This window comes from Nocardia sp. NPDC059236, from assembly GCF_042754085.1.
Lineage (GTDB): Bacteria > Actinomycetota > Actinomycetes > Mycobacteriales > Mycobacteriaceae > Nocardia.
In genome coordinates, this window is record NZ_JBHZAF010000039.1 from 12,350 (window position 1) to 34,891 (window position 22,542).

A 22,542-nucleotide genomic window follows, 5' to 3' on the forward strand; every position below is an offset into this window, starting at 1 on the left:
TCTCAAAGGGCCGGATGTGGGAAACGCCCGGCCGTTGCGGGGCGGGGCGTTGTGGGGTGGGGTGCGGTCAGTTGGCTGTGGCGCCGAGGGGTGCGAGGTCGCCGGCGTCGTCGTCGCGGGCGCGTTCGGCGAGCCGGGTTTGCAGGCGGGCGGGGATGTCGTCGCGGACCTGAATGAGGGCCTGCCACACCGCGTCCGGGGTGTCGGGGGTGAGGGCGGTGAGGAATTCGGCGATGTCGTCCATGTCGTCGATGAGGGTCAGGACGCGGGTGCGGCCCTCGTGCTCCTGGGCGAGGGCGACGGGGATCATGGCGGCGAGGGTGTTCGTGGAGCGGGCGACGGAGCTGGTGTGGGGGCTCATCGATGGGTTCCTGCGGCGGCAGGGGATCGAGGCGGATGCGGGCACGGCGCTCTTCTCGACCTTGGCCGAGGTGAATCAGTCCCGGTCGGGCGATTGATGACGCATTGTTGACACACCGCCAATAGGCGTGCACGCTGAGGGGCGAGGCGCTCAGGCGCACCCTTTTCAGGCAAGCGAGGAACGGACGATGGCACGCCCCGCATGGAGCGACGACGAGGTCGAGGCGGTACGAGGATTGGCGACCACCTTCTTCGAGAAGGAGGTGATTCCGCACGAGGAGAAGTTCATCGCTCAGGGGCACCCCGACCGCGCGCTCTACAACCGCGCCGGTGAACTGGGCCTGCTGTGCGCGGCCATCCCGTCCGAATACGGTGGTGGCGGTGGCACTTTCGCCCACGAGGCGGCGATCATCGAGGCCCAGGCGCACTGCGGTGACGGTTCACTGGGCATGTCGGTGCACTCCTCGATCATCGCGCCCTACCTTCATGAGTTCGGGTCCGAGGAACTCAAGAAGCGGGTGCTGCCGAAGGCGGCCAGTGGTGAGATGGTGCTCTCGATCGGCATGACCGAACCGGGGACCGGCTCGGACCTGCAGAACATCAAGACCCGCGCGGTGCGTGAGGGCGACGAGTACGTCATCACCGGCTCGAAGATCTTCATCTCCAACGGGTGGCTGTGTGACGGCATCATCATTGCCTGCAAGACCGACCCCACCCTGGGCGCGGCCGGTGTCTCGCTGATCTTCGCCGAAGTGGGCGACGACACTCCGGGTTTCACCCGCGGCCGCATCCTGTCCAAGATCGGCGGCAAGGCGCAGGACACCGCCGAGCTGTTCTTCGACGGCCTGCGCGTGCCGGTGTCGAACCTGCTGGGCGCGGCCGAGGGCCAGGGTTTCTATCAGATGATGCAGATGCTGGCCCAGGAACGCCTGGTCACCGCGATCATGGCGGTGGCGATGACGGAGAAGGCGGTCGAGCTGACCGTCGACTACACCAAGGGCCGCGAGGCGTTCGGCAAGCCGCTGTTCGCCATGCAGAACACCCGTTTCGAGCTGGCGGAGTGCGCGACCATCGCCAAGGTCGGGCGCGTGTTCCTCGACGACTGCATCGTCAAGCATCTGCGTGGTGAGCTGGATATCCCCACCGCTGCCATGTCGAAATACTGGTTGACCGACCAACTCGGTAATGTGGTGGATCGCTGCCTGCAGTTCTTCGGCGGCTATGGATACATGACCGAATACCCGATTTCCCAGCTGTACACCGGCGCTCGGGTCCTGCGAATCCTCGCGGGAGCCAACGAGGTGATGAAGGATCTCATTGCCCGCTCACTCTGATATCGACATCGAGCCGCCCGCGTCCGCGGACGCGGGGGACGCGCCATCACGCCGTCGCCGGCTCGAACCCGACGAACGCCGGGCGCAGATCCTGTCCTGCGCCATCGACATGTTCGGCGAACGCCCGTACGCGGCCGTGTCCACCGCCGAGCTGGCCCAGCGGGCCGGGGTGGCGCGCGGGCTGATCAATCACTACTTCGGCAACAAGCGGGACCTGTATCTCGCGGTGGTGCGGCGGATGGTGACGCTGCCGCGGCCGGAGAAGATGATCGTGCCCGCCGGGACCACCCGGGAGCGGGTGGACGCCAGCGTCTCGTGGCTGCTGGACACCATCGGTGAGCACGGCAGCACGTGGGTCAAGGTCACCGGGCACGAGGGCGTCGGCGACGACCCCGAGGTGCAGCGCATCCTCGACGAGGCCGACTATGCCGCGGCCGACCGCATGGTCCAGATGATGGGGCTGAGCGAGTCGCTGCACTCGGCCGAGCTGCGGGCGCTGGTGCGCTGTTACGGCGGGCTGGTGAAGGCGGCCGGGCGTGAGTGGATCGTGCGCGGCAGCCTGAGCCGCGAGCAGGTGCACCACCTGCTCGCGGACGCGCTGCTCACGCTGGTCAGCGACACCTTCCCGAAGGTCGACGCCGGGCACTGATTCCCGTGCGGGGCACGGAGTTCAGACGGCGGCGAGCTCCTCGACCTGCCAGGTCACCCCGGTGGTGGCGAGGTGGTCGAGGAAGCTCGCGGCGTCGAAGGCCTGTGCCGGGGCGAGGGTTCCGGCCGGGGCGCCGTCGGCGACCAGCCGGCGCGCGGCCTCCACGGCGATGACCGCGGTGGAGGCGTAGGCGTTGAACCCGGTCACCCAGCCGCGGGCGCGGCGGCCGTCCACGCCGGTGGCCTCGGCGAGCATGAACCAGCGGGCGGCGTCGAGCGCGGCCGGGTCGGGGACTTCCGGAAGGGTTTCGGCGACTTCGGAATTCAAGGACGCGAACAGGTCCCCGACCTCGCCGCGGATCACGCCGCGCACGCGCGGGGTCTGGATGTGGCGGGGGATCGTGTAGACGCCGGGCAGGGCGATGGTGCTGACCGGCACCGGTTCGGTCTCGCCGGGCTCGAACATCGTGGACGAGGGTTCTTGCACCGATTGCCAGCTGCCGGACCGGTATTCGATCTGTTCGGCGACCATGATGGCGGCCATCGAGCGTGCGGTGCCCCGGGATGCGGCGCCGGGGCGGCGCAGGTCGGCGATGACGACCTCGCCGATCGGGGCCGTGAGGCGGGCGGCGGTCAGTGCGGCGATGAGGTCGCCGGGCACGCCGTCGTCGGTGACGGCCGGAACGACCGCGATCCCGGCCTGTTTCGCGGGTTCGTCGTAGGTGGTGAGGATCTTGTGCAGGTAGGCGGGCTCGCCGGTGGTGTCGATGTAGGGGCGGCGGGCGGCGATGGCGGCGCGCACGACCGGTTCGCCCCAGAGGGTGAAGGGTCCGGCGGCATTGATCACCACGTCGGTGCTCGCGAACGCGACGGTGAGGGCAGCGGTGTCCTCGAGGTGGGCGACGTGGATCTCGGCGTCCGGGATCGCGGCCTGGTCGGCGATGCGGCGCAGGCGGTCCGGGTCGCGGCCGACCAGGACCGGGGTGAGGTCGCGGCGGACGAGCTCGGCCACGACGAGGGAACCGGTGAAACCGCTGGCGCCGTGCACGGCAATACGCATGGGAGACAACTCCATCGAGTGAAGGGTGCGAGCCGCTCTATCGGCTCGCAGTTCACGCTATGGATCACGATCCGGACGATCCATGCTCGAAAGTCCGGTCCCGATATCCGATCGTCCGGTGACGGTGGAATGGCCGGTACGGTTGGGCGGTGGACATTCTCAGCGACGCGGTCGCCGCGATGCGGCTGGGCACCCCGCACTCCAACCGGACCGTCAAGCACGCGCCCTGGCGCACGCATTTCCCGGCGCAGGGCAACAGCGCGGGATTCCATGTGGTGCTGCAGGGTTCGTGCTGGCTGTTGCCCGACGGCGGGGAACCGGTGCACCTGCAGGTCGGTGACGTGGCGTTCATGCCGCGCAGCCGCGGACACGCCATCGCCGACAGTCCCGAACCCGCACGCACCGCGGGCGAGTCCGGCGCGGAGACCGTATTGCTGTGCGGTGCCTATTTTCTCGACGATTCGCGCGCGCACCCCGCGCTGGCGGAACTGCCCGATGTGATCCACCTGCCCGCCCGCGTCGGCCACCACAGCCCGTTGCGTGCCGCCATCGATCTGCTCGGCCACGAGCTCGACACCCAGGACGGGTCAGGGGCTATCGCGCCGCTGCTGGAGGTGCTGCTGCTGTTCATGCTGCACGCCTGGCACGACGCCCACCCCACCGGCACCGGATGGGTTGCGGCACTGCGAGATCCGGCCGTGCACACCGCCCTGCAGGCCATTCACGCCGAGCCGGGCGCACCGTGGACGGTGCAGTCCCTCGCGGCCCGCGCCGGGGTGTCGCGCTCGGTGTTCGCGCAACGCTTCACCGCCACCCTCGGCACCGGCCCGCTCACCTACCTGACCTGGTGGCGCATGACCTGCGCGGCGCGGCTGCTGCGCGAGTCCGACGCCCTGCTGCGGGTGGTCGCGGAAAAGTCCGGCTACACCTCCGAATACGCGTTCGCCAAAGCATTCAAACGCGAATTCGGGGTGGCGCCCGGACAATTCCGCGCCCAGGGCCGACCCGAGGCCGCCTAGGGGAGCAGCACCAGCCGCCCGCGCAGGCCGCCCTTCTCGAAGCGGGCGTGCGCGGCGGCGGCCTCGGCCAGCGGGAAGGTCTCCGCGACCCGCAGCGTGAGCGTGCCCGCCTCGACCAGATCCACCAGGTCGGCCAGGCGGCGGCCGTCGGGGGCCTGCTGGACCGTCGTCACCGTGATCCCGCGCTCGGCGGGCGGGGTCACCGGCGGCAGCAACGCCACGAACGCGCCGCCGTCTCGCACCAGCGGCAGCAGCGACGCACCCACCAGCGCGGCATCGATGACGGCGTCGACGCTGCCCGCGCCCACACGCCGCGTCAGATCCTCACCGCGCGCAGCGAATTCGCTCGCACCCAGGGACTTCACCAGGTCTTCGTCCCCGGGCCCGGCCACGGCGATCACCGTCGCGCCCCGTGCCGCGGCCAACTGCACCGCGTATCCGCCGACACCGCCGGCCGCGCCGGTCACCAGCACCCGGGCTCCGGGGGCCGCCGCCACGGCCAGGTCCGCGGTGATCGCATTGAGCGGCAGGGTCGCCGCGGCGGTCAGATCGACGCCGGTCGGGGCGGCGGCGACCAGCTCGGCCGCGATCGTCACATACTCGGTGTAGGCGCCGTCGAAGGTGGCCAGCCACGGAATCAGCCCGACCACCGGCCGCCCCGGCTCGGCATCGGCCACACCCGGACCGGCCGCCTCGATCCAGCCGGAGAATTCGACGCCGGGCACGTAATGGTCGCGCGCGGGCAGCAGCGCGGCGAACGCCCCGGCCCGCGCCCCGATATCGATCGGATTGACCGGGGCGGCAGCGATTTTCACCAGCACCTCACCCGGTCCCGGGACGGGTACGGGGGTGTCGATCAGGTCGAGGACCTCCGGACCGCCGAAACGGGAGAAAGCAACAGCACGCATGGGAATGCTCCTGTGACTGCGAAGGAATGAAGGTCCACCGGTGGAACGCCGCCGCGCCGGGTGACCGGCGGTGCAGGGCGTGGAATCACCGTAGGCCGGCGCCCGGGCGCGCGGCCAGTAGGCACCGAAAAGTACCCAGGTCACCGGTGAGAGTGCGGATCGCGGCCCGGACCGGTCCCGGCGGGCGGGAATGCGCACGCCGCCGCGTCGGCTGTATCTGCACAGCCAGTTGTCGATCCGGGCTCGCGGCCGGGCCCGCACAGGGGAGTGACGATGCCGACCACCACCGCCGCGCAACGCCGGGAACAGGCCAAAGTCGAGTACAACGCTTACCTCGCCGCCTGCCCCACCAACCAGATGCTCGACACCATCGGCGACAAGTGGACCTGCCTGATCCTGGCCGCGCTCGGCGCGGGACCGCGCCGCTACGGCGAGATCGGTGCGACCGTGGCCGCGGTCAGCAACAAGATGCTCACCCAGACCCTGCGCACCCTCGAACGCGACGGCCTGGTGGCACGGCGCATGACCGCGCAGGTACCGGTGCGCGTGGACTATTCGCTGACCCCGCTCGGGCAGAGCCTGCTGGTGATCGTGACCCGGCTGCACCAGTGGGCCGAGGGCCACATGGACGAGGTGCTCGCCGCGCGCGCGGAATTCGACAGTGCCGCCGGGAATGCGTCGTGATCTTGATGCGTTGGCCGCTGATATGGCATTCGACTACCTGGGCAAGTTCGGTGCATGGCAGTTCTACACGCAGTTCACCCCCGAAGCGGTGCGTGAACTCGAAGACCTCGGCTACGGCGCGGTCTGGCTGGGCGGATCGCCGCCGGCCGACTGGGACGGTTACGAGAAACTGCTCGCCGGATCCGAATCGATCGTCGTGGCCACCAGCATCGTCAACGTGTGGGGCACCACCGCCGAGGCGGCCGCGGACACCTATCTGCGGCTCGAGGAGAAATTCCCCGGCCGGTTCCTGCTCGGCATCGGCGTCGGCCACCCCGAGCACACCGGCACCTACACCAAACCCTATGACGCCCTGGTGAACTACCTCGACATCCTCGACGCCCGCGGCGTCCCGCAGCAGGGCCGCGCACTGGCCGCGCTGGGCCCGCGGGTGGCGAGACTCGCGCGCGACCGCAGCGCCGGCGCCCTGCCGTATCTGACCGTGCCCGAGCACACCGCCGAGCTGCGCGGCATCCTGGGCCCCGACAAGCTGCTGGTCAGCGAGCACAAGGTGGTCCTCGACGAGGACACCGCGCGGGCCCGGGGCGTCGGCCGCGAGAAGGCCGGGTTCTATCTGGGCCTGGTCAACTACGTGAACAACCTGCGCCGCTTCGGTTTCGACGAGACCGACCTGACCCAGCCCGGCAGCGACCGGTTCGTGGACGCGGTCGTCGCGCACGGCAGCGCCGCCCAGATCGCCGACCGGCTGGCCGAACATGTGCACGCCGGTGCGAACCATGTCGCGCCGCAGGTCGTCGGCGGGGACTACCTCGAGGTGCTGCGCACCCTCGCGCCGCTGCTGGCCGAACGACTGAACTGAACCTGGCACGAACCGATTCCGCGTGCCCGATACGGCCCGGGCACCCGGAATCGGTGGGTTTCAGTGTGATTCGAGGGTCTCTAGCGCCTTGTCGAGGCGGGAAGCGCGGGTTTTCGCGGTTCTCGTCCGCAGCAACTCCAGCACGATCGCATACTGGCGGGTCCGGTCCAGGGCGTCGAATACCTGCCGGGCGCGGGGCCGATCGGCCAGTGCGGCAGCCAGATCCGGCGGCACCGTGAAGTTCGCCTGCGACGGGTAGGCCGCGGCCCACCGCCCGTCCGCGCGGGCCGCTTCGACCTCGGCGAGTCCCGGCGCGCGCATGCGCCCGGCGGCGGTGAGTCGGGCGACCTTGTCGACATTGACCTGCGACCAGTGGCTGCGCGGGCGGCGCGGCACATACTTCTGCAGGTAGTAGTCGGCGTCGGAGGCCTTGCGCTGCCCGGAGATCCAGCCCCAGCACAGTCCGACATCGACCGCCTCGTCCTCGGTGAGGGTGGCGATACCCGAGCCCTTCTTGGCCATGCGGATCCAAACCCCTTCCGGGCGTGCGTGATTGGCTTCGAGCCAGGCGTCGAAGGCGGCGGCGTCGGAGAAGGTCACCGGATCCATGACCGTCACTGTGGCAGACGGCACCGACATTCGAACTCTCCACCACGCCGGAAAATTGTCCCAGACACATCTTGTCGGGGTGGTCGCCGCGCCGCTACCGTGGATCGATGACGACCTCCAGCTCCGCCGCCGCTGCCGGACTGCCCACCGGGGTGCACGGCACCGCCGAACCCCGATTCGGCTCCGCCATCAAGACTTTCGCCCGCGTCTTCGCCGGCCGCCGCGGCAATGGCGGCGCACTGGCGGTGTATCAGCACGGCGAACCGGTCGTCGATGTCTGGGCCGGCGCGGCCGATGCCCACGGCACGCCCTGGACCGCCGACACCGGCGCCATGGTCTACTCCGCGTCCAAGGGTGTCTCGGCGACCGTGCTGGCGCGGCTGGCCGACCGCGGCCTGCTCGACTACTCCGCGCCCGTCGCCGAATACTGGCCCGAGTTCGCCGCCAACGGCAAGGCTCGCATCACAGTCACCGAACTGCTCAGCCACCGCGCCGGCCTGTCGGCGCTGCCCGCCGCCACCCCCGGCGAGGTCCTCGACCACGAACTCATGGAAGCACGCCTGGCCGCCGCGAAACCCGATGACCTGCTGGGTACACCGATCTACCACGCCCTCACCATCGGCTGGCTCATGAGCGGGCTGGCCCGCGCCGTCACCGGCCGCGACATGACCCAGCTCTATCGCAGCGAGGTCGCCGACCCCCTCGGTGTGGACGGCAGCCACCTGGGCCGCCCGCCCGCCGGGTCCCGCACCCGGCCCGCCCATCTCGTCGGCTCCCTGAAAACCCTTGCCGAACGCAGCATTCCGGCCCCCGTCGCCGCCGCCGTCCCGCGCCTGCCCCGCCTGCTGCGCGCCCCGCTCTCGTCGATCTACGTGCCCGGCCTGGAATCCATCTTCCGCGGCGACGACCCCGCCATCCTCGACACCGCCCTGCCCGCCGGCAACGCCGTCTGCACCGCCGCGGCGCTGGCGAAAATGTACAGCGCCCTGGCCTGCGACGGATACGTCGACGGCCGCCCCTACCTGTCCACCCCGACCGTCCGCGAACTCGAACGCATCCGCACCTACCGCCTCGACCACAGCCTGCTGGTCCCGTTCTGGCACCTGGGCTATCACAGCCTCCCCGCCGCGCGGGCACCCCGCGGCTACGGCCACGTCGGCGCCTTCGGCTCCACCGGCTGGACCGACCCCCGCTCCGGCATCTCCGTCGGCTTCGTCCACAATCGCATGTCCCTGACCTGGAGCCCCCTCGACCAAACCCTCGTCGTGGCCCTGCTCCACCTCATCCTGCGCGCCGCCCGCGAACCCGCCCTCGACATCGAGCAGCCCACCGCCGGCGCCGCGTGAGCAGGCGCGCGCAGCGAAAAGTCCTACGACACAACACCATCGGGGGTCCAGATCGCATCCGCCACCGGCATCCCGGCAGCCCCGCGTCTCTGTCCCTCGGGCAGTGTTACCGCTGGGGTCTACGACCTGCTGGCGCACGAGCTGACCCCGCGAGGGTGCGCGGAGCTGGACGGGTTGCCGGTCACCGATGCTCGGATGCTGCACGCGGCCAATGGTTGTCGACCCATTCTGCAACACGTTATAGTTCTGGCCTGATATCCGACGTCACGGAGGGGCAAGATGGCGGGGCAGGTCGAGGCGGCGGCGGTGAGTATCGACCTCGGGATCGATACCCGGGTTACGTTGGTGGCGGCAGGGTTGCTGTTCGTTCTGGCGCTGCTGCTCGGGGTGTGGAAGTACCAGCAGGTCAGCGCTTCTCCGGATGCGAGCGCGCATGTGTATGTCGATATCGCGCATCGGGCTACGCTGCTGTACTCGTTCGCGACGCTGCTGCTCGCGGTATTCACCGAGCTGAGTTCCTGGCCGACGGCGGTGAACCTGACTGCCGATGTGGTGATTCTGTTCTTCTTCGTCGCCGCGATCGCGGCGTACATCTATCACGGGTGGCGGCGCGATACCACGAATCAGTTTCATGGGCAGACGGACAAGCTCGGCACTCGAATCTCGATGGGGTTACTGATCGTGGGTGAGGTCGGCGGGTTCCTGGTGCTGTTCAGCGGGTTTCTCGCCGGGCAGTTCTGACAGCGGCGCCGGACGATTCCTAATCGACATGTCAAGCGGGTCAGATTGCCACGCTCGCTGATTTCAAGCGGCCGTGGCCGCAGGAGCTGGCGGTTGTGTTGTGTAGCAGCGGCTGTCGCGTAGCAGTGCCCAGATGACGTTGACGCGTCTGCGGGCGAGGGCGAGGACGGCTTGAGTGTGGTGTTTGCCTTCGGATCTTTTGCGGTTGTAGAACTCTCGTGATTGGTCGTGGCATCGGATGCTGATCAGTGCCGAAGTGTAGAAGACGTGTTGCAGCCTGCGGCTGTAGCGGCGTGGTCGGTGCAGGTTGCCCAGGACACGGCCGGAATCACGGGGCACCGGAGCAACGCCGCTGTAGCCGGCGAGGTGGTCGGCCGAGGCGAACACACTCATGTCTCCGCCTGTGCTGGCGAGGAATTCCGCACCGAGCAGTGGTCCGATACCGGGCAGGCTCAGCAAGATCTCCGCGAATCGGTGACGGCGAAATCGGTCCCCGAGGAGCTTGTCTGTGTACTTGAGTTGCTCGTCGAGGGCGATCACCTCCTTGGCCATATCGGCGACCAGTTCGGCTGCCAACCGTTGCCCAGGCAAGGTGGTCTGCTGGGTGGCCGCGGCGGCCATAGCCCGGATTGCGAGCGCGGCTGCGTTCTTGACCTTCTGATCTCGCAACCAGGATTCGACCTCGACAATTCCGGCCTGCCGCAATGCCTCAGGTGTCTGGTATCGAGTCAGCAGAATCAACGGGCCTTTGGTGGTCAGGTCCAGCGCACCTTCGAGGGCGGGACTGATGCCGAGCAACTGCTGATGCAGTCGGTTCACCAGCCGAACCCGATCGCTGGCGAGATCACTGCGGCGAGCAACGAGCATGCGCAGCTCCACGATGAGTTCATCCTCGAGGGGAATCGGTGTCAGATCACGGCGCATGCGTGCCTGGTCGGCGATGATCGCAGCATCCTTCGCGTCGGTTTTACCCGCGCCGCGATAGCTCCTTGCGGCACTGTTGAATTGGCTCCCGCTGAGATAGAACGCGCGCTGACCATGCGCTGCCAGCAACGTCAGCAACAGTGTCGATTCACCACCGAGCAAATCCACCGCCCAGTCCACGTCGTCGGCCAATTGTGCGACCTGGCCGACAACCTCGAGCAGGATGGTCTCGTCGTTGCTCACCCTTCGTGAAAGCAGCCGACGGCCGTTGCCGTCGATGACCACCACGTGGTGGTGCTTCTTGCCGATATCCACTCCGGCCCAAGCTCGTTCCAACATCGTCTCCTCGGTTCGTCAAACATGAACTCCCGCAGACGACTTCGCTGGCCAGTCCCTACACAGCGACGAATTCGCAATTCCTAATCAGCAGCCGAGTCGCCCTGAGAGCGTCGGGCGGCCAATCGTTCCGAGCCACGCCAACGGCAGACTACTGAAAGCCACACCCGACGCCCCTGGGAAACCCGGACCTTACGACTGACCCGGGTACCCCGAGCGAAAACAGTAGGGACTACTGACTCCAGCGCGACCGGCTCCAACCCGTCGGACAAGCCGCAACCCGGACCCACCAGCCAGACTCGCGCTGGTCCGCCTCACTCGCTGAACGAGGCGGCGAATTTAGGAGTCTGCGAGCCGATCCATCAAGCTGTTGAGCAACTTTCCGCGCACGATGCACCGCCCGAGTTGGCCAAGCGGGACACCAGTGTGCTCGTGCCAGGCCGAAACGCGGGCGTCTGGTAGAGGTTTGCCCGAATCAGTGCTGGAGGTCGATCACGCCCGGGCGATATGCCGGCGCATCGGCGTTCCAGGAGCACAGGATTCGCAGGGCCTCGTGACTCGGCGACCCCTCGGGAGCGGTATAGGTGACCAGTGTCTGATCGGATGCCGTAAGTACCTGCAGCACTTGCCAATCCAGTTCCAACTCACCGACCACCGGATGCCGCAACCACTTGCGGCCGCCCGCCAGCGTGCGCACGCCGTGCCCGGCCCACCAGCGCCGGAAGTCCGCGTCGCGCACCGACAACTCCCCAACCAGACGCGCAAGCCATGGATCGCCGGGCGTGCGCGCGGCGGCCATTCGCAAACGGTCGACGGCCTCGGCGGCAACCTGGTCCCAGTGCATGAACAGTCCGCGCATCCGAGGTTCCAGAAAAACCATGCGCACCAGGGCCCGCTGAGGCGTGGGTATCTCGGCGAAGTCCAAGAAGAGCGCGGCCGCTCCGGCATTCCACGCCAGAATGTCGGAGCGTGGACCCAACACCAGCGCGGGGGCCGCGAGGGCCGCGAGCAGATCTCGCAGCGGCGCACCGACTTCGGGCTCGGCGGCCCGCCCCCGTCGCGGCCGTGGCTGCACCAGCATGTGCAAGTATTCGTGTTCCTCCGGCGTGAGCCGCAACGCCCGTGCGATCCCCGCCAGCAGGTTCTCCGAGGCCGCCGAGACCCGACCCTGCTCCAGGCGGGTGTAATGATCGACGCTGACCGAGGCCAGCAGCGCGACCTCCTCGCGGCGCAACCCGGGTACTCGACGCGGATTGCCCACCGCGGGCAGCCCGACCTCACCGGGAGACACGGCCGCCCGCTTGGCCTTCAGGAATTCGCCGAGCTCGCTCACGCGCTCCAGTCTGACACCGCCGACCGTCCGGTCCCTGGTGGTGTCATCCCCAGGCACGCCATTCCCTGCCAGAACGCCCCCTGGCTCTCTCCGGTCGCCGAGCCGAGTCTGATTGGCATGACAATGCTCTCCATGGACACCGCGGCCCGCCTGGCCACCGCGGGTCACAAGGCTGCCGCCACCATCGATGTCGCCATGAATATCGCCATCGTCGATCAGGCCGGACACCTGCTGCACTTCAGTCGCAAAGAAGACGCCCTGCTCGGCTGTATCGACCTGGCCCAGCGAAAGGCCAAGACTTCCCTACTCTTTCGCATGGCCACGGCGACGCTGGGTGAGATCTCCCGTCCCGACGGCCCGATCTACGGCATCGAATGGAGCAATGGTGGCCTGATCTCCTTCGGTGGAGGTCTCCCCATCACCGACCCCGAGGGTCGAGTCATCGGCGCGGTCGGCGTCTCCGGCGGCACCGCCGACCAGGATGTCGAGGTTGCCCGAGCCTGCCTGGCCGCCCTCTGACCACCGTGACGATTCTGTCCGGGACGGCACGACCGCGACCGCGGTGACCTGGGTATCCAATTCCGTGTTGCTCACGGCCGGAGCCGGGCCTCTGTTTGTCGGTGACCAGACCTATCGTGTGGGCGTATGACCGATATCGCTCCTCTAGCCTCCGCCGCGCGGGCGGTGTTCGGCGACCCGGGTGTACACGCCGTCGTGCGATCCGGGCGTACCGTGCACGCGGTCAGCCTCGGGCACTGGGTCGAGGGCGAGGAGGTTCCGGAGCTGTTGTGCCACACCGGTGTTGCCGGGTGGTCGCCGACTGCGCTGGAACCGACCCGGGCGGAGGTGACCTGTGCCCGGTGTCTGCGCAAGATCGGGGGATCGGTCGCTTCGTCGCGTCAGCTTGCGCTGTTCGGGGACGGCAGCCGGGACGGCTAGGTGAGGATGCCGCTGAGGTGGGCCAGCAGTTCGGCGCGGTGGCGGGCGGCGGCGGTCGTGGCTGCGGTGATGGTGGCCAGGATGGCGGCGGCGGCCTGCTCGGGTGGGTGGGCGGTGATGGACTCGGCCAGTGTCAGGGCGGTCAGGGTGCCGTCGCCGGCTACCTCGGCGGTGATGGTGCCGTGCAGGCCGGTGGCGTGGCCGGTGACCCGGGCCAGGCCGTCGGCGGCGAGGGTGAGGGCTTCGAGTTGGTCGCCGACCTGGGCGATGAGGGCTTGCATGTCGGCGCTCATAGGGCACGCACCCAGCTGTGCGGGGTGGTGTCGGCGGTGGGGGCGTCCAGGCGGGCGAGTTCGGCGGCGACGGTGTGGGGGTCGGGCAGGCCCAGGCGGTCCAGGAGTACGTCGGCCAGGCCGAAGGCGGCCAGGGCTTCGCGGCGGCGGGCGCGGGCCAGCAGGGTGCAGCGCTGGGCCAGGCGCACGATCTCGGCGGCCAGGGCGGCGGCGCCGCGGCCGTATTCGGCGGCCTCGAAACGGAGTTCGATGATCTGGCCGGCGTCGGTGGCGGTCACGGTGATGGTGCGGTTGCTGCTGGTGGTGGTGAACACCGGAACGTCAGGGTCGGTCATGGCTGAGCCTTGATCTGGATGGTGAGAGTCACCGAATACTCGGCGGCGGAATGCTTTTCGATCTCGTGGTAGGCGGTGTGCGTGTCGATGCGCGCGGTGCCGGCCTCGGTGGTGGTGTCGGCCCCGAGCACGGGATCGGTGGCCGCCAGCGGGCCCTGCAGGGCCGCGGCCTGCTCGGGATCGCCCCACAGCGTGGTCCGGTGGCCGGGCCGCGCGGTCGGCAGCTCGTCCCAGCTGTGATCGCGGATATCGCCGGTGACCTCGAATTCCTCGGTCTCGGGCGGGTCCGCGTCGAGGGCGGGGCCGGAGGTGGGTACCGGGTCCGCGGTACCGGGCAGGGGCACGATCGGCCCGCCTGCGAAGCCAGGGAGGTCGCCGAACAAATTCATGAGATCGTGCCCGCCTGTCCGTCGCGCTGTGTGGTGATGTCGTGGTCGATCCGCAGGCCGGTGGGCACGGTGACCCCGGCCTCGTCGATGGTGGTGATCCGGGCCGTGAGGGTGTCCATGCCGCCGTCGGCGGCCTCGGCCACGCTCAGCCCGTCGCGCACGTAGTCCGCGGCCAGGCTCACCACCGAGTCCAGATCCGCTTGCGAGCGTGCGGCTTTCACCAGCGGCGTGGCCTGGGCCCGGAAATCGGCGATGAGGGCGTCCAGGTCGGCGGCGGCCTTGTCGCGGGTGGCGTAGGCCGAGGTCAACAGCGGCGCAAGGGTTTCGGCTACGTCGGCCAGGGCACCCACCTCATCGCCCGTTCGTTTCAGGACGGGCACCGCCGCCGCGGCGGTCTCGGTGGACGCCAGCGGCGTGATCCCGCCGCGGTGAGCGTCCACGGCCGCGCGCACGGTGCCCGGCACCGCCGCCAGCGCCGCCAGGGCCGTCCCGCCGGGGCGGGTCCCGTCGCCCAGAGCCGCGCGCAGCTGCACCAGCGGCGCGACCAAGGCTGTGACCAGTGCGGGTTCCTCCACCGCGGTGAGGTCTCCGCCCTGAATGCCGGTCTGCATCTCGGTTGTCCCCCTGATCCTCCGACCGGCCTACGCCTGAATCTCGTCGGTGCCGGGGACTGCGCCCGCAATCCTGGCCGCGGACTCGGTGTCCACCGCGCCGAGCACGGTCCCCCACGTGGTGATGGCCTGGCCGTAGGCGCCGGTGAGCGCCGACGCGGTCTGCAGGTGACCGCCGTGGGTGGTCCAGGCCGCCGCCCAGGCCGCGGCGAACCCGTTGCCGAGGGTCCCCAGCCCGGACAGGTCCATACCGGCCACGGCGTGCGCGTGATCCTTCGCGGTGCCCAGCAGGGCCGCGGCATCACCGGCTGCACGCACGTACGCGGCGGCGGCCGGATGGTCCCACGCCACGCGTTCGATATTGCTGTCCATCGAATGCCCCTGCCTGTCGGTGGTGTGTCGGAAACTGTTCGGACAGCACGACATTCCAGATATAGCCCGAGTCGTCGGCGTTGTCGCCGATGACGGTAACGCCACAACTCGCCGTCCGCTACCAGGAGACATCTCACAACCGCACAGCCCCCGGCGAGTGCGGCTCGTCGGGGGCTGTGCGGTGAGAGTGCTACCAGCACACCGCTATTCGGCGGTGTCCTTGCGGGCCTTGCTCGGCTGCACGCGCGGCGGCTCGTTGGGCATCTTCGGATAGACCGGCGGCCAGGGCGCATCCATCAACCCTGCGGCCATGTCCTTCTCCGACATCTCCAGCAGTGGTTCCAGGGACTGGGGGACACGATCGGCCCACGGGTCACCCAGTTCGGCGACCCGCGCCGGGACCGTCGCGATGGTCAGTTCGTCGGGGACGATCGCCTCCAGCGCCTCCCACGAAATCGGGGTGGACACCTGCGCGCCGACCTTCGGGCGGACACACCAGGCGCCGAAAACTGTTTTGTGCGGGGCATTCTGGTTGAAATCGACGAACACCCGCGAACCGCGCTCTTCCTTCCACCAGGCGGCCGTGATGCGGTCGGGGTGGCGGCGCTCGAGCTCGCGGGCCAGCGCGACCGCCGCAGCACGGACCTGATAGCCGTCCCACTGCGGTTGCAGCAGCGCGTACAGGTGCAGACCGCGCGAGCCGGAGGTCTTCACGCGCACATCGATGCCCAGTTCGGTGCACAGCTCGCGGGTGGCGAAGGCGGCCGCACGCAGATCCTCGAAACCGATCCCGGGGGAGGGGTCCAGATCGATACGCAACTCATCGGTCACACCGGTCGGCGGCAGGACAGTGCCGGCCGCGTCCATGACCGGGGGAAACGTGGAAGCGGCCTCGGCGCCGGCATGGGTCGGCCAGACGTGGAAACCCAGGCAGCCCAGGTTCACCGCCCACACGATGTGCGCCATATCGACCGCGACCAGCGCGTCGCTGGTGGTGCCGTTCGGCGTCGACACCACCGTGGTCTGCAACCAGTCCGGCACCGACTTCGGCACCCGCTTCTGGAACCAGGACTTCCCCGAGGCTCCGTCCGGATACCGTTCCAGCAGCACCGGCCGCCCGCCGATGGTCCGCATGATCGGATCGGCAACGGCCAGATAGTAATTCACCAGATCCAGCTTGGTCTCCCCACGCTTGGAGAAGTACACCTTGCCCGGATTGGAGACGCCGACCGTATGCCCGGCCACTTCGAGCTCCACCGAATCGCTCACCGCGCAGTCCCTTTCGCGTTCCTGGCATCGGCGAAGATGTCGGCCAGCTCGGCGGGCGCCACCTCGTCGAGCTGGGCGTAGGTGCACGATCCGGGGGTGCGGTCGGTGCGGAACCGCACCAGCCGGCCACCGTGGCGCAGCCGGCCCGCCATCACGTGCTCGTAGCGCACCTCGGCCACCAGCTCCGGGCGCAGCGCCTCCCACGACAGATCCTTGCCGCCGGTCCAGCGGCTCACCCCGCCCGGCATCTTCCCGTCCGCCTTGGCCTGCGCCGCCGCATCGGCCCACGACCGCCACGGATGCTGTTCGAGCGCGTTCTCGCGCAACGGTTCCAGCTCACCCACCAGCTCCCTGCGCCGCGCCGCGGTGAAACTCGACGCCACCCCGACGTGATGCAGATTCCCCTCGTCGTCGAACAACCCCAGCAGCAGCGACCCCACCCCCTGCCCGTCCTTGTGCCAGCGGAACCCGGCCACCACACAGTCGGCGGTCCGCTCGTGCTTGATCTTGAGCATCACCCGCTTGTCCTGCAGGTACGGCAGATCCGCCGCCTTGGCCATCACCCCGTCGAACCCCGCGCCCTCGAACCGGGTGAACCAGTCCGCCGCCACCTGCGGGTCCTCGGTCATCGGCGTCAGATGCGTGCCCGGGACCTGCCCGTCGAGCACGGTTTCCAGGATCCGCCGCCGCTCGGCGAAGGGCCGATCGGTCAGATCCTGCTCGCCCAGCGCCAGCAGGTCGAAGCCGACGAAGCTGGCCGGTGTCTCCACCGCCAGCTTCTTCACCCGCGAGGCCGCCGGATGCAGCCGGTTCTGCAGCGTGTCGAAATCCAGGCCGTTCTCGGTGACGACCACGATCTCCCCGTCCACCACGCACTTGTCCGGCAGCGCCCGACCCAGTAGTTCCACCAGTTCGGGGAAGTACCGGGTCAGGGGCCGGTCGTTGCGGGAACCCAGTTCGATCTCGTCGCCGTCGCGGAAGACGATGCAGCGGAAGCCGTCCCATTTCGGTTCGAACAGCAACCCCGGGTCACGGGGCAGCTCCGAGACCGATTTGGCCAGCATCGGTTTGACCGGTGGCATGACAGGCAGTTGCACACGACCTCCTCGGTTCACGGTGGACCCGAGACCGATCGTAATGCGAACCGGTCAGTTCTCGATCCACCCGTGCTGATCGGCGAAGGCGGTGAGCCGGTCGCGGATGGTGATGATCTCCGCCGCGGTCAGCTGCGGCGAGGCATCCAGCAGCAACTCGGTGATCAGCCGGCGATGCTCGGCCGCACTCATCTGCCCCGACCCGCGATGATCCTTGCCCTTGGCGTGCCGCACCGGGGCCGACTGCCCCGGCACCACCGCCAGGTTGATCGCCTTGGGACCCCGATCACCCTCGGTCACATCGAATTCGAACACCCGCCCCTGGCGCAACTCGTCCTCGTCCAGCCCGATGTCGTTGACGTGCACGAACACATCCGGGCCACCGTCTTCCGGACGGATGAATCCGAAACCCCGAGAACTGTCGAACGACACCAATTTCCCGATGGACACCTAAACACCCGCTCCTCGTCGCCGCGTCCCTCTGGCGGTCACTCTAGTCCGCGGGCTGATCATTGTTGGAGGAAAGTGCCTTTTGCAACGAATTGAAGACCGTCAGCCCCTGGCCCACCATGCCGTTCACGATCTCCGAGACGCCGTCGGGACCGTTGAGCACGGTCAGATTCGCCTTCGACAAGCCCACCGACGCCTGCTTGACGATCTCGGGCAACTGCTCGATCAGCAGCTGATCCAGCGCGATCCGGTTGTTCGACGCCGCCGCCTCGGCCTGGATGCGCGTGCGATCGGCCTCCGCCTCGGCCAGGATCCGCACCCGATCCGCCTCTGCCCGAGCCGGTTTCACCACCTCGGCCTGCAACTGCTGCTCGCGCAGCTCGGCCTGCTTGCGCGCCTGCTCGGCCTGCGCGGAGAGCACCTCCTGCAGGGCGGTGGCCTGCGCGAGCGGACCCGCCTGCGCCGCTTCGGCATTGGCCTTGTCGATATCGCGCTGGTACTGCGCCTTGAGGATCGCGGTCTCGCGCTGATACTCGGCCTGCTTGCGCTGGGACTCCTGCTCGGCCTGGGCCGCCAGCTGCGCGGCCGAGGCCTGCGCGATCTGCGCGTCACGCTTGACCGCGGCATTGTGCGGGGCGGCCAGGGCCGCGATGTAGCCGAGGTTGCCGTCGTCGATGTGCTGGATCTGGAACGAGTCCACCCACAGTCCGATATTGCTCATCTCCACCTTGGAGGCCACCAGCACCTCGTCGGCCAGTTTCTGGCGTTCGCGGATGATCTCCTCCACCGTCATCGAGCCCACGATCGAGCGCAGATGCCCGGAGAAGATGCGCCCGGTCAGCACGCTCATCTCGCGCTCCTGCTCGGACAGGAACCGTTGTGCCGCATTGACGATCGACTGGGTGTCGTTGGCGACCTTGAACGCGATCACCGCCCGCACATCGAGCTGGATGGCCTGCTTGGTGACGCAGCGTTCGCCGATCTCGGCCTCGAACATGGCCAGCGACAGATACCGCACCTTGCGGAACAACGGCACCACCCATGCGCCGTGCCCGATGATCACCCGGAACGGTGCGTTGTCCTTGCCGCCGCGGCCGCCGCTGACCAGCATCGCCTGGTCCGGCGCCGGAACGTGGTACCCGAGCATCGCTGTCTCCCTTATTCGTGGAAAGAAGTTCTCGATCTATCGATCGCCCGGAAGGGGAATCCACGCAACAACATCGACGATGCGCCCCGGATGCACGGCCACGACGAGCACGGTCGCGCCGGCCGGCAACGGCTCCTCGGCGCGGGCGATGTAGAGCTCGGTTCCCCCTCGAATAGCGACCTGCACCTCACCGAGGAGTCCCTTGCCCCGGATCGGCGAGGTCAGCGTACCGGTCAGGCCCACTACCGGGTCGGTCATTGCGAATGAACTCCTCGACTGGATCGCTCGAGAACGCCAGCGTACGCGCGTCGAGGGGCCCGACCGGGGCGCCCGGGAGATCGCTGGACATTTGCTACGGCTCGGTATGATCGGGTGATCCGGCTCCTGGCGACCATCGCGCTGCAGAGAGGACCCCTCGTGAGCACCGATCACATCCCCGTCGATCCCACCGATTCCGAGGGCAGAAGCGATGTGCGCGAACCGGATCCGGGTGACCCCTCCGAGTTCGAGATGCGGGCCGAGGCCGCCGCCGACGCGGCCGCGGAGAACTTCTACGACAATGACGACGGCCGGCCGCCGCCGCCGGAATGAGACGTGATGACGATGCTGCCCGGATGCCGCCGAAACGCCGATATCAATATGTGCTGGTTTCGTAACCGACCGGCTGGCAGGCTGAACCGGTGACCACCCCTCCGGATACCGTGGCGGCCGATTCCGCCGACGACAAACTGGACATCGGCGTTTTCAAAATCGCCGGTGTCGTGGTGCTCGGCGCCATCATGTCGATCCTCGACGTGACCGTCGTGACCGTAGCGATCCCCACCTTCCAGCACGACTTCGACACCACCTACGCCATCGCCGCCTGGTCGATGACCGGCTACACCCTCGCCCTGGCGACCGTCATCCCGCTGACCGGCTGGGCCGCCGACCGCTTCGGCACCAAACGCCTCTACATGATGGCGCTGGTGTTCTTCGTGCTCGGCTCGGTGCTGTGTTCGACGGCCTGGAACATCGAGTCCCTCATCGCCTTCCGCATCATCCAGGGCCTGGGCGGCGGCATGCTCATGCCGCTGGGCATGACGATCATGACCCACGCGGCGGGCCCGCAGCGCATCGGCCGCGTCATGGCCGTGCTGGGCGTGCCGATGCTGCTGGGCCCGATCGGCGGCCCGATCCTGGGCGGCTGGCTGATCGAATCCTTCAGCTGGCACTGGATCTTCCTGATCAACCTGCCCATCGGCATCATCGCGCTGATCCTGGCGTTCGTCGTCTTCCCGCGCGACAACCCCGAACCCTCGCAGAGCTTCGACTTCCTGGGCATGCTGCTGGCCTCACCCGGTCTGGCCGCCTTCCTCTACGGCGTGTCCTCGATTCCCGGTGAGGGCACCGTCAAGTCGGCCAAGGTGCTCATCCCCGCGATCGTCGGCCTGGCGCTGCTGATCGGGTTCGTCTTCCACGCCCTGCGCACCGAGCACCCGCTGATCGAACTGCGGCTGTTCACGAACAAGTCGCTGCGCTTCGCGGTGATGACCATGACCCTGTTCGCCATGGCGTTCTTCGGTTCCGGTCTGCTGCTGCCGTCGTATCTGCAGCAGGTGCGCGGGGAATCGACCCTGGCCGCCGGTCTGCTCATCGCGCCGCAGGGCCTGGGCGCCATGCTCACCATGCCGATCGCGGGCCGGCTGGTCGACAAGATCGGGCCCGGCAAGATCGTGCTCACCGGTATCACCGTCATGGCGGTGTCCATGGCGTTCCTGACCCAGGTCAAGGCCGACACCCCCTATACGCTGCTGTGCGGGGTGCTGTTCGTGATGGGTCTGGGCATGGGCTGCACCATGATGCCGACCATGACCGCCGCCATCCAGACGCTGACCCACAGTGAGGTCGCGCGTGGGTCGACGCTGATGAACATCGTCAACCAGACCGCCGGATCCATCGGCACCGCAACCATTTCCGTGGTGCTGACCAGCCTGCTCAACCGGGGCGACACCCTGGGCGGCAAGGGCGTGCAGCTGCCTCCGGGCGCCCCCGACCCGTCGCTGGCCAACGCGGCCATCGGGTCGCGCTACAACGGCCAGCTCGCGCAGCTGCCGCACACCCTGCTCGGCGAGGGCTTCGACCTCGCCGCGCGCGCCTTCGCCCACACCTTCGTGGTGGCGCTGTGCCTGCTGGCGGCCACCTTGATCCCGGCGTTCTTCCTGCCCCGCGCCAAACCGGCCGTGCCCGCCGCGGCCGACGTGCCCGCCGTCGTGCACTGACCCGAAAACCCGTGGGGCCCATCCGGAAACGCTTCCGGGTGGGCCCCACGGCATTTCCGGGTCTCAGGGCAGCCGGGAGCCGGTGGTGCTGAGGTGCTCACCGTAGAAGGCGATCAATCCGGTGGTCGAGGCGATCGCGGCCAGCAGCCAGAACCGGATGATGACCGTCGTTTCCGGCCACCCGATCAGCTCGAAATGGTGATGGAACGGGGCCATCTTGAACAGCCGCGTGCGGGTGGTGCGGAACATGACGATCTGCAACAGCACCGACAGGATCTCGGCCACGAACAACGCGCCCACCGCCACCATCAGCAACTCGGTGCGGGTGGTGATCGACAGCCCCGCCAGCAGCCCGCCCAGCGCCAGCGACCCCGTGTCACCCATGAAGATCTTCGCCGGAGCCGCGTTCCACCACAGGAATCCGACACACGCCGCCGTCCCGGCCGCGCACACCAGCGCCAGATCCAGCGGATCGCGCACCGTGTAGCAGCCCGGCACCGCCTTGACCGCGCACGAATGGGTGTACTGCCAGAACGTGATCAGCACATACGACCCCAGCGCCAGACCCACCGAACCCGCCGCCAGCCCGTCCAGGCCGTCGGTGATGTTGACCGCGTTCGACCACGCCACCACCAACAAGATCGCCGCCAGCAGGAACCCGGTCAGCCCCAGCGAGACCGTGGAGATGTCGCGCACGATCGACACCTGACGGCTGCCCGGCGTCAGCCCCGAACCGCCCCGGAAATGCAGGGCCAGCACCCCGAAAAGCACAGCGGCACTGACCTGCCCGAAATACTTGCCCGACGCGGTCAGCCCCAGGCTGCGCTGCTGGGACAGCTTGATGAAATCGTCGAGGAAACCCACCGCGCCCAGCGCGGTCCCCAACCCCAGCACCAGCAGCCCCGACGCGGTCGTGCCGGTCCCCTCGTAGTACATCCCCACCAGGTGCGCGGCCCCGTACCCGCACCACAGGGCGATCAGGATCGACAGCCCGCCCATGGTCGGGGTGCCGCGCTTGGCCCGATGGCTCGCCGGGCCGTCCGCCCGGATCTGCTGCCCCAGCCGGTGGCGGGTGAACACTCGGATCAGCAACGGCGTCACCGTGATCGACACCGCCAGCGCCACCATCGCCGCCACCAGGATCTGCCGCATCCGCCCCCCTCGAGACCCGAATTCGGTCACATGCTAACCGGGACCCGAACGAAACGGGCATGCGTGATTGTT

28 protein-coding genes are annotated in these 22,542 nt (G+C 68.6%); 11 read left to right on the forward strand and 17 right to left on the reverse strand.

The annotated features are described in order from the left end of the window. Positions 1-67 precede the first annotated feature (67 nt). Complete coding sequence (locus tag ACFXIV_RS45945) at positions 68-361, reverse strand: hypothetical protein (RefSeq protein ID WP_379403966.1); 294 nt, start codon at positions 359-361, stop codon at positions 68-70. Positions 362-548: 187 nt separating this feature from the next. Between ACFXIV_RS45945 and ACFXIV_RS45950 the strand changes: the two genes are divergently transcribed. After that, positions 549-1,694: an acyl-CoA dehydrogenase family protein gene (locus ACFXIV_RS45950; protein WP_379403965.1), complete on the forward strand. Its 1,146-nt coding sequence runs from the start codon at positions 549-551 to the stop codon at positions 1,692-1,694. Continuing rightward, positions 1,678-2,343, forward strand: coding sequence for a TetR/AcrR family transcriptional regulator (locus tag ACFXIV_RS45955; RefSeq protein WP_379403964.1), 666 nt, complete (start codon positions 1,678-1,680; stop codon positions 2,341-2,343). The genes ACFXIV_RS45950 and ACFXIV_RS45955 overlap by 17 nt, the downstream gene beginning before the upstream one ends. Before the next feature lie 21 nt (positions 2,344-2,364). Here ACFXIV_RS45955 and ACFXIV_RS45960 read toward each other — a convergent pair whose 3' ends face one another. Next, complete coding sequence (locus tag ACFXIV_RS45960; RefSeq protein WP_379403963.1) at positions 2,365-3,417, reverse strand: saccharopine dehydrogenase family protein; 1,053 nt, start codon at positions 3,415-3,417, stop codon at positions 2,365-2,367. A 134-nt stretch (positions 3,418-3,551) separates the two neighbouring features. On the opposite strand from ACFXIV_RS45960, the gene ACFXIV_RS45965 reads away from it, so the two are divergent. Beyond that, a complete protein-coding gene (locus ACFXIV_RS45965; protein ID WP_379403962.1) occupies positions 3,552-4,421 on the forward strand; it encodes an AraC family transcriptional regulator in 870 nt (289 codons plus the stop codon). Here ACFXIV_RS45965 and ACFXIV_RS45970 read toward each other — a convergent pair. Continuing rightward, the gene (locus ACFXIV_RS45970) at positions 4,418-5,329 is read right to left on the reverse strand and encodes an NADP-dependent oxidoreductase (protein WP_379403961.1); all 912 of its coding nucleotides are present in this window, start codon (positions 5,327-5,329) and stop codon (positions 4,418-4,420) included. The genes ACFXIV_RS45965 and ACFXIV_RS45970 overlap by 4 nt on opposite strands. 273 nt (positions 5,330-5,602) lie before the next feature. On the opposite strand from ACFXIV_RS45970, the gene ACFXIV_RS45975 reads away from it, so the two are divergent. Both ACFXIV_RS45975 and ACFXIV_RS45980 read left to right on the forward strand, forming a co-directional pair. Further along, positions 5,603-6,013, forward strand: a complete 411-nt coding sequence (locus ACFXIV_RS45975; protein ID WP_379381371.1) for a winged helix-turn-helix transcriptional regulator — start codon at positions 5,603-5,605, stop codon at positions 6,011-6,013. Beyond that, positions 6,003-6,872: an LLM class F420-dependent oxidoreductase gene (locus ACFXIV_RS45980; protein WP_379403960.1), complete on the forward strand. Its 870-nt coding sequence runs from the start codon at positions 6,003-6,005 to the stop codon at positions 6,870-6,872. Before ACFXIV_RS45975 ends, ACFXIV_RS45980 begins: the two co-directional genes overlap by 11 nt. Before the next feature lie 60 nt (positions 6,873-6,932). Here ACFXIV_RS45980 and ACFXIV_RS45985 read toward each other — a convergent pair whose 3' ends face one another. After that, positions 6,933-7,511 (reverse strand): YdeI family protein, encoded by a 579-nt coding sequence (locus ACFXIV_RS45985; protein WP_379403959.1) that lies wholly within the window; start codon positions 7,509-7,511, stop codon positions 6,933-6,935. Between the two features lie 77 nt (positions 7,512-7,588). On the opposite strand from ACFXIV_RS45985, the gene ACFXIV_RS45990 reads away from it, so the two are divergent. Both ACFXIV_RS45990 and ACFXIV_RS45995 read left to right on the forward strand, forming a co-directional pair. Next, positions 7,589-8,827 carry a serine hydrolase domain-containing protein gene (locus ACFXIV_RS45990; protein ID WP_379403958.1) on the forward strand — a complete coding sequence of 413 codons (1,239 nt, stop codon included), beginning with the start codon at positions 7,589-7,591 and terminating at the stop codon, positions 8,825-8,827. A 279-nt stretch (positions 8,828-9,106) separates the two neighbouring features. Continuing rightward, a complete protein-coding gene (locus tag ACFXIV_RS45995; protein ID WP_379403957.1) occupies positions 9,107-9,568 on the forward strand; it encodes a hypothetical protein in 462 nt (153 codons plus the stop codon). 63 nt (positions 9,569-9,631) lie between these two features. On the opposite strand, the gene ACFXIV_RS46000 is transcribed toward ACFXIV_RS45995, so the two are convergent. Then, the gene (locus tag ACFXIV_RS46000; protein WP_379403956.1) at positions 9,632-10,831 is read right to left on the reverse strand and encodes an IS110 family transposase; all 1,200 of its coding nucleotides are present in this window, start codon (positions 10,829-10,831) and stop codon (positions 9,632-9,634) included. A gap of 472 nt (positions 10,832-11,303) precedes the next feature. Then, on the reverse strand, positions 11,304-12,161 hold the full coding sequence (locus ACFXIV_RS46005; protein WP_379403955.1) for a helix-turn-helix domain-containing protein: 858 nt from the start codon (positions 12,159-12,161) through the stop codon (positions 11,304-11,306). 117 nt (positions 12,162-12,278) lie between these two features. Between ACFXIV_RS46005 and ACFXIV_RS46010 the strand changes: the two genes are divergently transcribed. Both ACFXIV_RS46010 and ACFXIV_RS46015 read left to right on the forward strand, forming a co-directional pair. After that, positions 12,279-12,680 (forward strand): heme-binding protein, encoded by a 402-nt coding sequence (locus ACFXIV_RS46010; RefSeq protein WP_379403954.1) that lies wholly within the window; start codon positions 12,279-12,281, stop codon positions 12,678-12,680. A gap of 126 nt (positions 12,681-12,806) precedes the next feature. Continuing rightward, positions 12,807-13,100, forward strand: a complete 294-nt coding sequence (locus ACFXIV_RS46015) for a hypothetical protein (RefSeq protein WP_379403953.1) — start codon at positions 12,807-12,809, stop codon at positions 13,098-13,100. On the opposite strand, the gene ACFXIV_RS46020 is transcribed toward ACFXIV_RS46015, so the two are convergent. From ACFXIV_RS46020 to ACFXIV_RS46065, 10 genes are all read right to left on the reverse strand, one after another. Then, positions 13,097-13,393, reverse strand: coding sequence for a YbaB/EbfC family nucleoid-associated protein (locus ACFXIV_RS46020; RefSeq protein ID WP_379403952.1), 297 nt, complete (start codon positions 13,391-13,393; stop codon positions 13,097-13,099). The two genes, ACFXIV_RS46015 and ACFXIV_RS46020, sit on opposite strands and share 4 nt — an antisense overlap. Beyond that, positions 13,390-13,728 carry a hypothetical protein gene (locus ACFXIV_RS46025; RefSeq protein ID WP_354833076.1) on the reverse strand — a complete coding sequence of 113 codons (339 nt, stop codon included), beginning with the start codon at positions 13,726-13,728 and terminating at the stop codon, positions 13,390-13,392. Before ACFXIV_RS46025 ends, ACFXIV_RS46020 begins: the two co-directional genes overlap by 4 nt. Further along, a complete protein-coding gene (locus ACFXIV_RS46030) occupies positions 13,725-14,117 on the reverse strand; it encodes a hypothetical protein (protein WP_379403951.1) in 393 nt (130 codons plus the stop codon). Before ACFXIV_RS46030 ends, ACFXIV_RS46025 begins: the two co-directional genes overlap by 4 nt. Continuing rightward, the gene (locus tag ACFXIV_RS46035; protein WP_379403950.1) at positions 14,114-14,728 is read right to left on the reverse strand and encodes a hypothetical protein; all 615 of its coding nucleotides are present in this window, start codon (positions 14,726-14,728) and stop codon (positions 14,114-14,116) included. Before ACFXIV_RS46035 ends, ACFXIV_RS46030 begins: the two co-directional genes overlap by 4 nt. Positions 14,729-14,758: 30 nt before the next feature. Beyond that, a complete protein-coding gene (locus ACFXIV_RS46040; RefSeq protein ID WP_379403949.1) occupies positions 14,759-15,100 on the reverse strand; it encodes a hypothetical protein in 342 nt (113 codons plus the stop codon). A 204-nt stretch (positions 15,101-15,304) separates the two neighbouring features. Beyond that, positions 15,305-16,369: a DNA polymerase domain-containing protein gene (locus ACFXIV_RS46045; protein ID WP_379403948.1), complete on the reverse strand. Its 1,065-nt coding sequence runs from the start codon at positions 16,367-16,369 to the stop codon at positions 15,305-15,307. After that, on the reverse strand, positions 16,366-17,466 hold the full coding sequence (locus ACFXIV_RS46050; RefSeq protein ID WP_379403947.1) for an ATP-dependent DNA ligase: 1,101 nt from the start codon (positions 17,464-17,466) through the stop codon (positions 16,366-16,368). The genes ACFXIV_RS46045 and ACFXIV_RS46050 overlap by 4 nt, the downstream gene beginning before the upstream one ends. A 51-nt stretch (positions 17,467-17,517) precedes the next feature. Beyond that, positions 17,518-17,913 carry a cold-shock protein gene (locus ACFXIV_RS46055; RefSeq protein WP_040863830.1) on the reverse strand — a complete coding sequence of 132 codons (396 nt, stop codon included), beginning with the start codon at positions 17,911-17,913 and terminating at the stop codon, positions 17,518-17,520. Between the two features lie 43 nt (positions 17,914-17,956). Then, a complete protein-coding gene (locus ACFXIV_RS46060; protein WP_379403946.1) occupies positions 17,957-19,060 on the reverse strand; it encodes an SPFH domain-containing protein in 1,104 nt (367 codons plus the stop codon). 36 nt (positions 19,061-19,096) lie between these two features. Beyond that, positions 19,097-19,318, reverse strand: coding sequence for a hypothetical protein (locus ACFXIV_RS46065; protein WP_364611276.1), 222 nt, complete (start codon positions 19,316-19,318; stop codon positions 19,097-19,099). Between the two features lie 159 nt (positions 19,319-19,477). On the opposite strand from ACFXIV_RS46065, the gene ACFXIV_RS46070 reads away from it, so the two are divergent. Both ACFXIV_RS46070 and ACFXIV_RS46075 read left to right on the forward strand, forming a co-directional pair. After that, positions 19,478-19,651, forward strand: coding sequence for a hypothetical protein (locus tag ACFXIV_RS46070; RefSeq protein WP_379403945.1), 174 nt, complete (start codon positions 19,478-19,480; stop codon positions 19,649-19,651). Positions 19,652-19,740: 89 nt separating this feature from the next. Next, a complete protein-coding gene (locus tag ACFXIV_RS46075; protein WP_379403944.1) occupies positions 19,741-21,318 on the forward strand; it encodes a DHA2 family efflux MFS transporter permease subunit in 1,578 nt (525 codons plus the stop codon). Between the two features lie 63 nt (positions 21,319-21,381). On the opposite strand, the gene mraY is transcribed toward ACFXIV_RS46075, so the two are convergent. After that, positions 21,382-22,470 carry a phospho-N-acetylmuramoyl-pentapeptide-transferase gene (gene mraY / locus ACFXIV_RS46080; protein ID WP_379403943.1) on the reverse strand — a complete coding sequence of 363 codons (1,089 nt, stop codon included), beginning with the start codon at positions 22,468-22,470 and terminating at the stop codon, positions 21,382-21,384. Between the last annotated feature and the right edge of the window lie 72 nt (positions 22,471-22,542).

What these genes read in the sequence shown, in the direction of transcription:
- ACFXIV_RS45970 (WP_379403961.1), bottom strand. Translation starts at nt 5,329, where the DNA reads ATGCGTGCTGTTGCTTTCTCCCGTTTCGGCGGTCCGGAGGTCCTCGAC.
- ACFXIV_RS45990 (WP_379403958.1), top strand. Translation starts at nt 7,589, where the DNA reads ATGACGACCTCCAGCTCCGCCGCCGCTGCCGGACTGCCCACCGGGGTG.
- ACFXIV_RS45985 (WP_379403959.1), bottom strand. Translation starts at nt 7,511, where the DNA reads ATGTCGGTGCCGTCTGCCACAGTGACGGTCATGGATCCGGTGACCTTC.
- ACFXIV_RS45960 (WP_379403963.1), bottom strand. Translation starts at nt 3,417, where the DNA reads ATGGAGTTGTCTCCCATGCGTATTGCCGTGCACGGCGCCAGCGGTTTC.
- ACFXIV_RS46065 (WP_364611276.1), bottom strand. Translation starts at nt 19,318, where the DNA reads ATGACCGACCCGGTAGTGGGCCTGACCGGTACGCTGACCTCGCCGATC.
- ACFXIV_RS46025 (WP_354833076.1), bottom strand. Translation starts at nt 13,728, where the DNA reads ATGACCGACCCTGACGTTCCGGTGTTCACCACCACCAGCAGCAACCGC.
- ACFXIV_RS46010 (WP_379403954.1), top strand. Translation starts at nt 12,279, where the DNA reads ATGACAATGCTCTCCATGGACACCGCGGCCCGCCTGGCCACCGCGGGT.
- ACFXIV_RS45950 (WP_379403965.1), top strand. Translation starts at nt 549, where the DNA reads ATGGCACGCCCCGCATGGAGCGACGACGAGGTCGAGGCGGTACGAGGA.
- ACFXIV_RS46060 (WP_379403946.1), bottom strand. Translation starts at nt 19,060, where the DNA reads ATGCTCGGGTACCACGTTCCGGCGCCGGACCAGGCGATGCTGGTCAGC.
- ACFXIV_RS46000 (WP_379403956.1), bottom strand. Translation starts at nt 10,831, where the DNA reads ATGTTGGAACGAGCTTGGGCCGGAGTGGATATCGGCAAGAAGCACCAC.
- mraY (WP_379403943.1), bottom strand. Translation starts at nt 22,470, where the DNA reads ATGCGGCAGATCCTGGTGGCGGCGATGGTGGCGCTGGCGGTGTCGATC.
- ACFXIV_RS46035 (WP_379403950.1), bottom strand. Translation starts at nt 14,728, where the DNA reads ATGCAGACCGGCATTCAGGGCGGAGACCTCACCGCGGTGGAGGAACCC.
- ACFXIV_RS45945 (WP_379403966.1), bottom strand. Translation starts at nt 361, where the DNA reads ATGAGCCCCCACACCAGCTCCGTCGCCCGCTCCACGAACACCCTCGCC.
- ACFXIV_RS45995 (WP_379403957.1), top strand. Translation starts at nt 9,107, where the DNA reads ATGGCGGGGCAGGTCGAGGCGGCGGCGGTGAGTATCGACCTCGGGATC.
- ACFXIV_RS45980 (WP_379403960.1), top strand. Translation starts at nt 6,003, where the DNA reads ATGCGTCGTGATCTTGATGCGTTGGCCGCTGATATGGCATTCGACTAC.
- ACFXIV_RS45975 (WP_379381371.1), top strand. Translation starts at nt 5,603, where the DNA reads ATGCCGACCACCACCGCCGCGCAACGCCGGGAACAGGCCAAAGTCGAG.
- ACFXIV_RS46015 (WP_379403953.1), top strand. Translation starts at nt 12,807, where the DNA reads ATGACCGATATCGCTCCTCTAGCCTCCGCCGCGCGGGCGGTGTTCGGC.
- ACFXIV_RS46030 (WP_379403951.1), bottom strand. Translation starts at nt 14,117, where the DNA reads ATGAATTTGTTCGGCGACCTCCCTGGCTTCGCAGGCGGGCCGATCGTG.
- ACFXIV_RS46020 (WP_379403952.1), bottom strand. Translation starts at nt 13,393, where the DNA reads ATGAGCGCCGACATGCAAGCCCTCATCGCCCAGGTCGGCGACCAACTC.
- ACFXIV_RS46040 (WP_379403949.1), bottom strand. Translation starts at nt 15,100, where the DNA reads ATGGACAGCAATATCGAACGCGTGGCGTGGGACCATCCGGCCGCCGCC.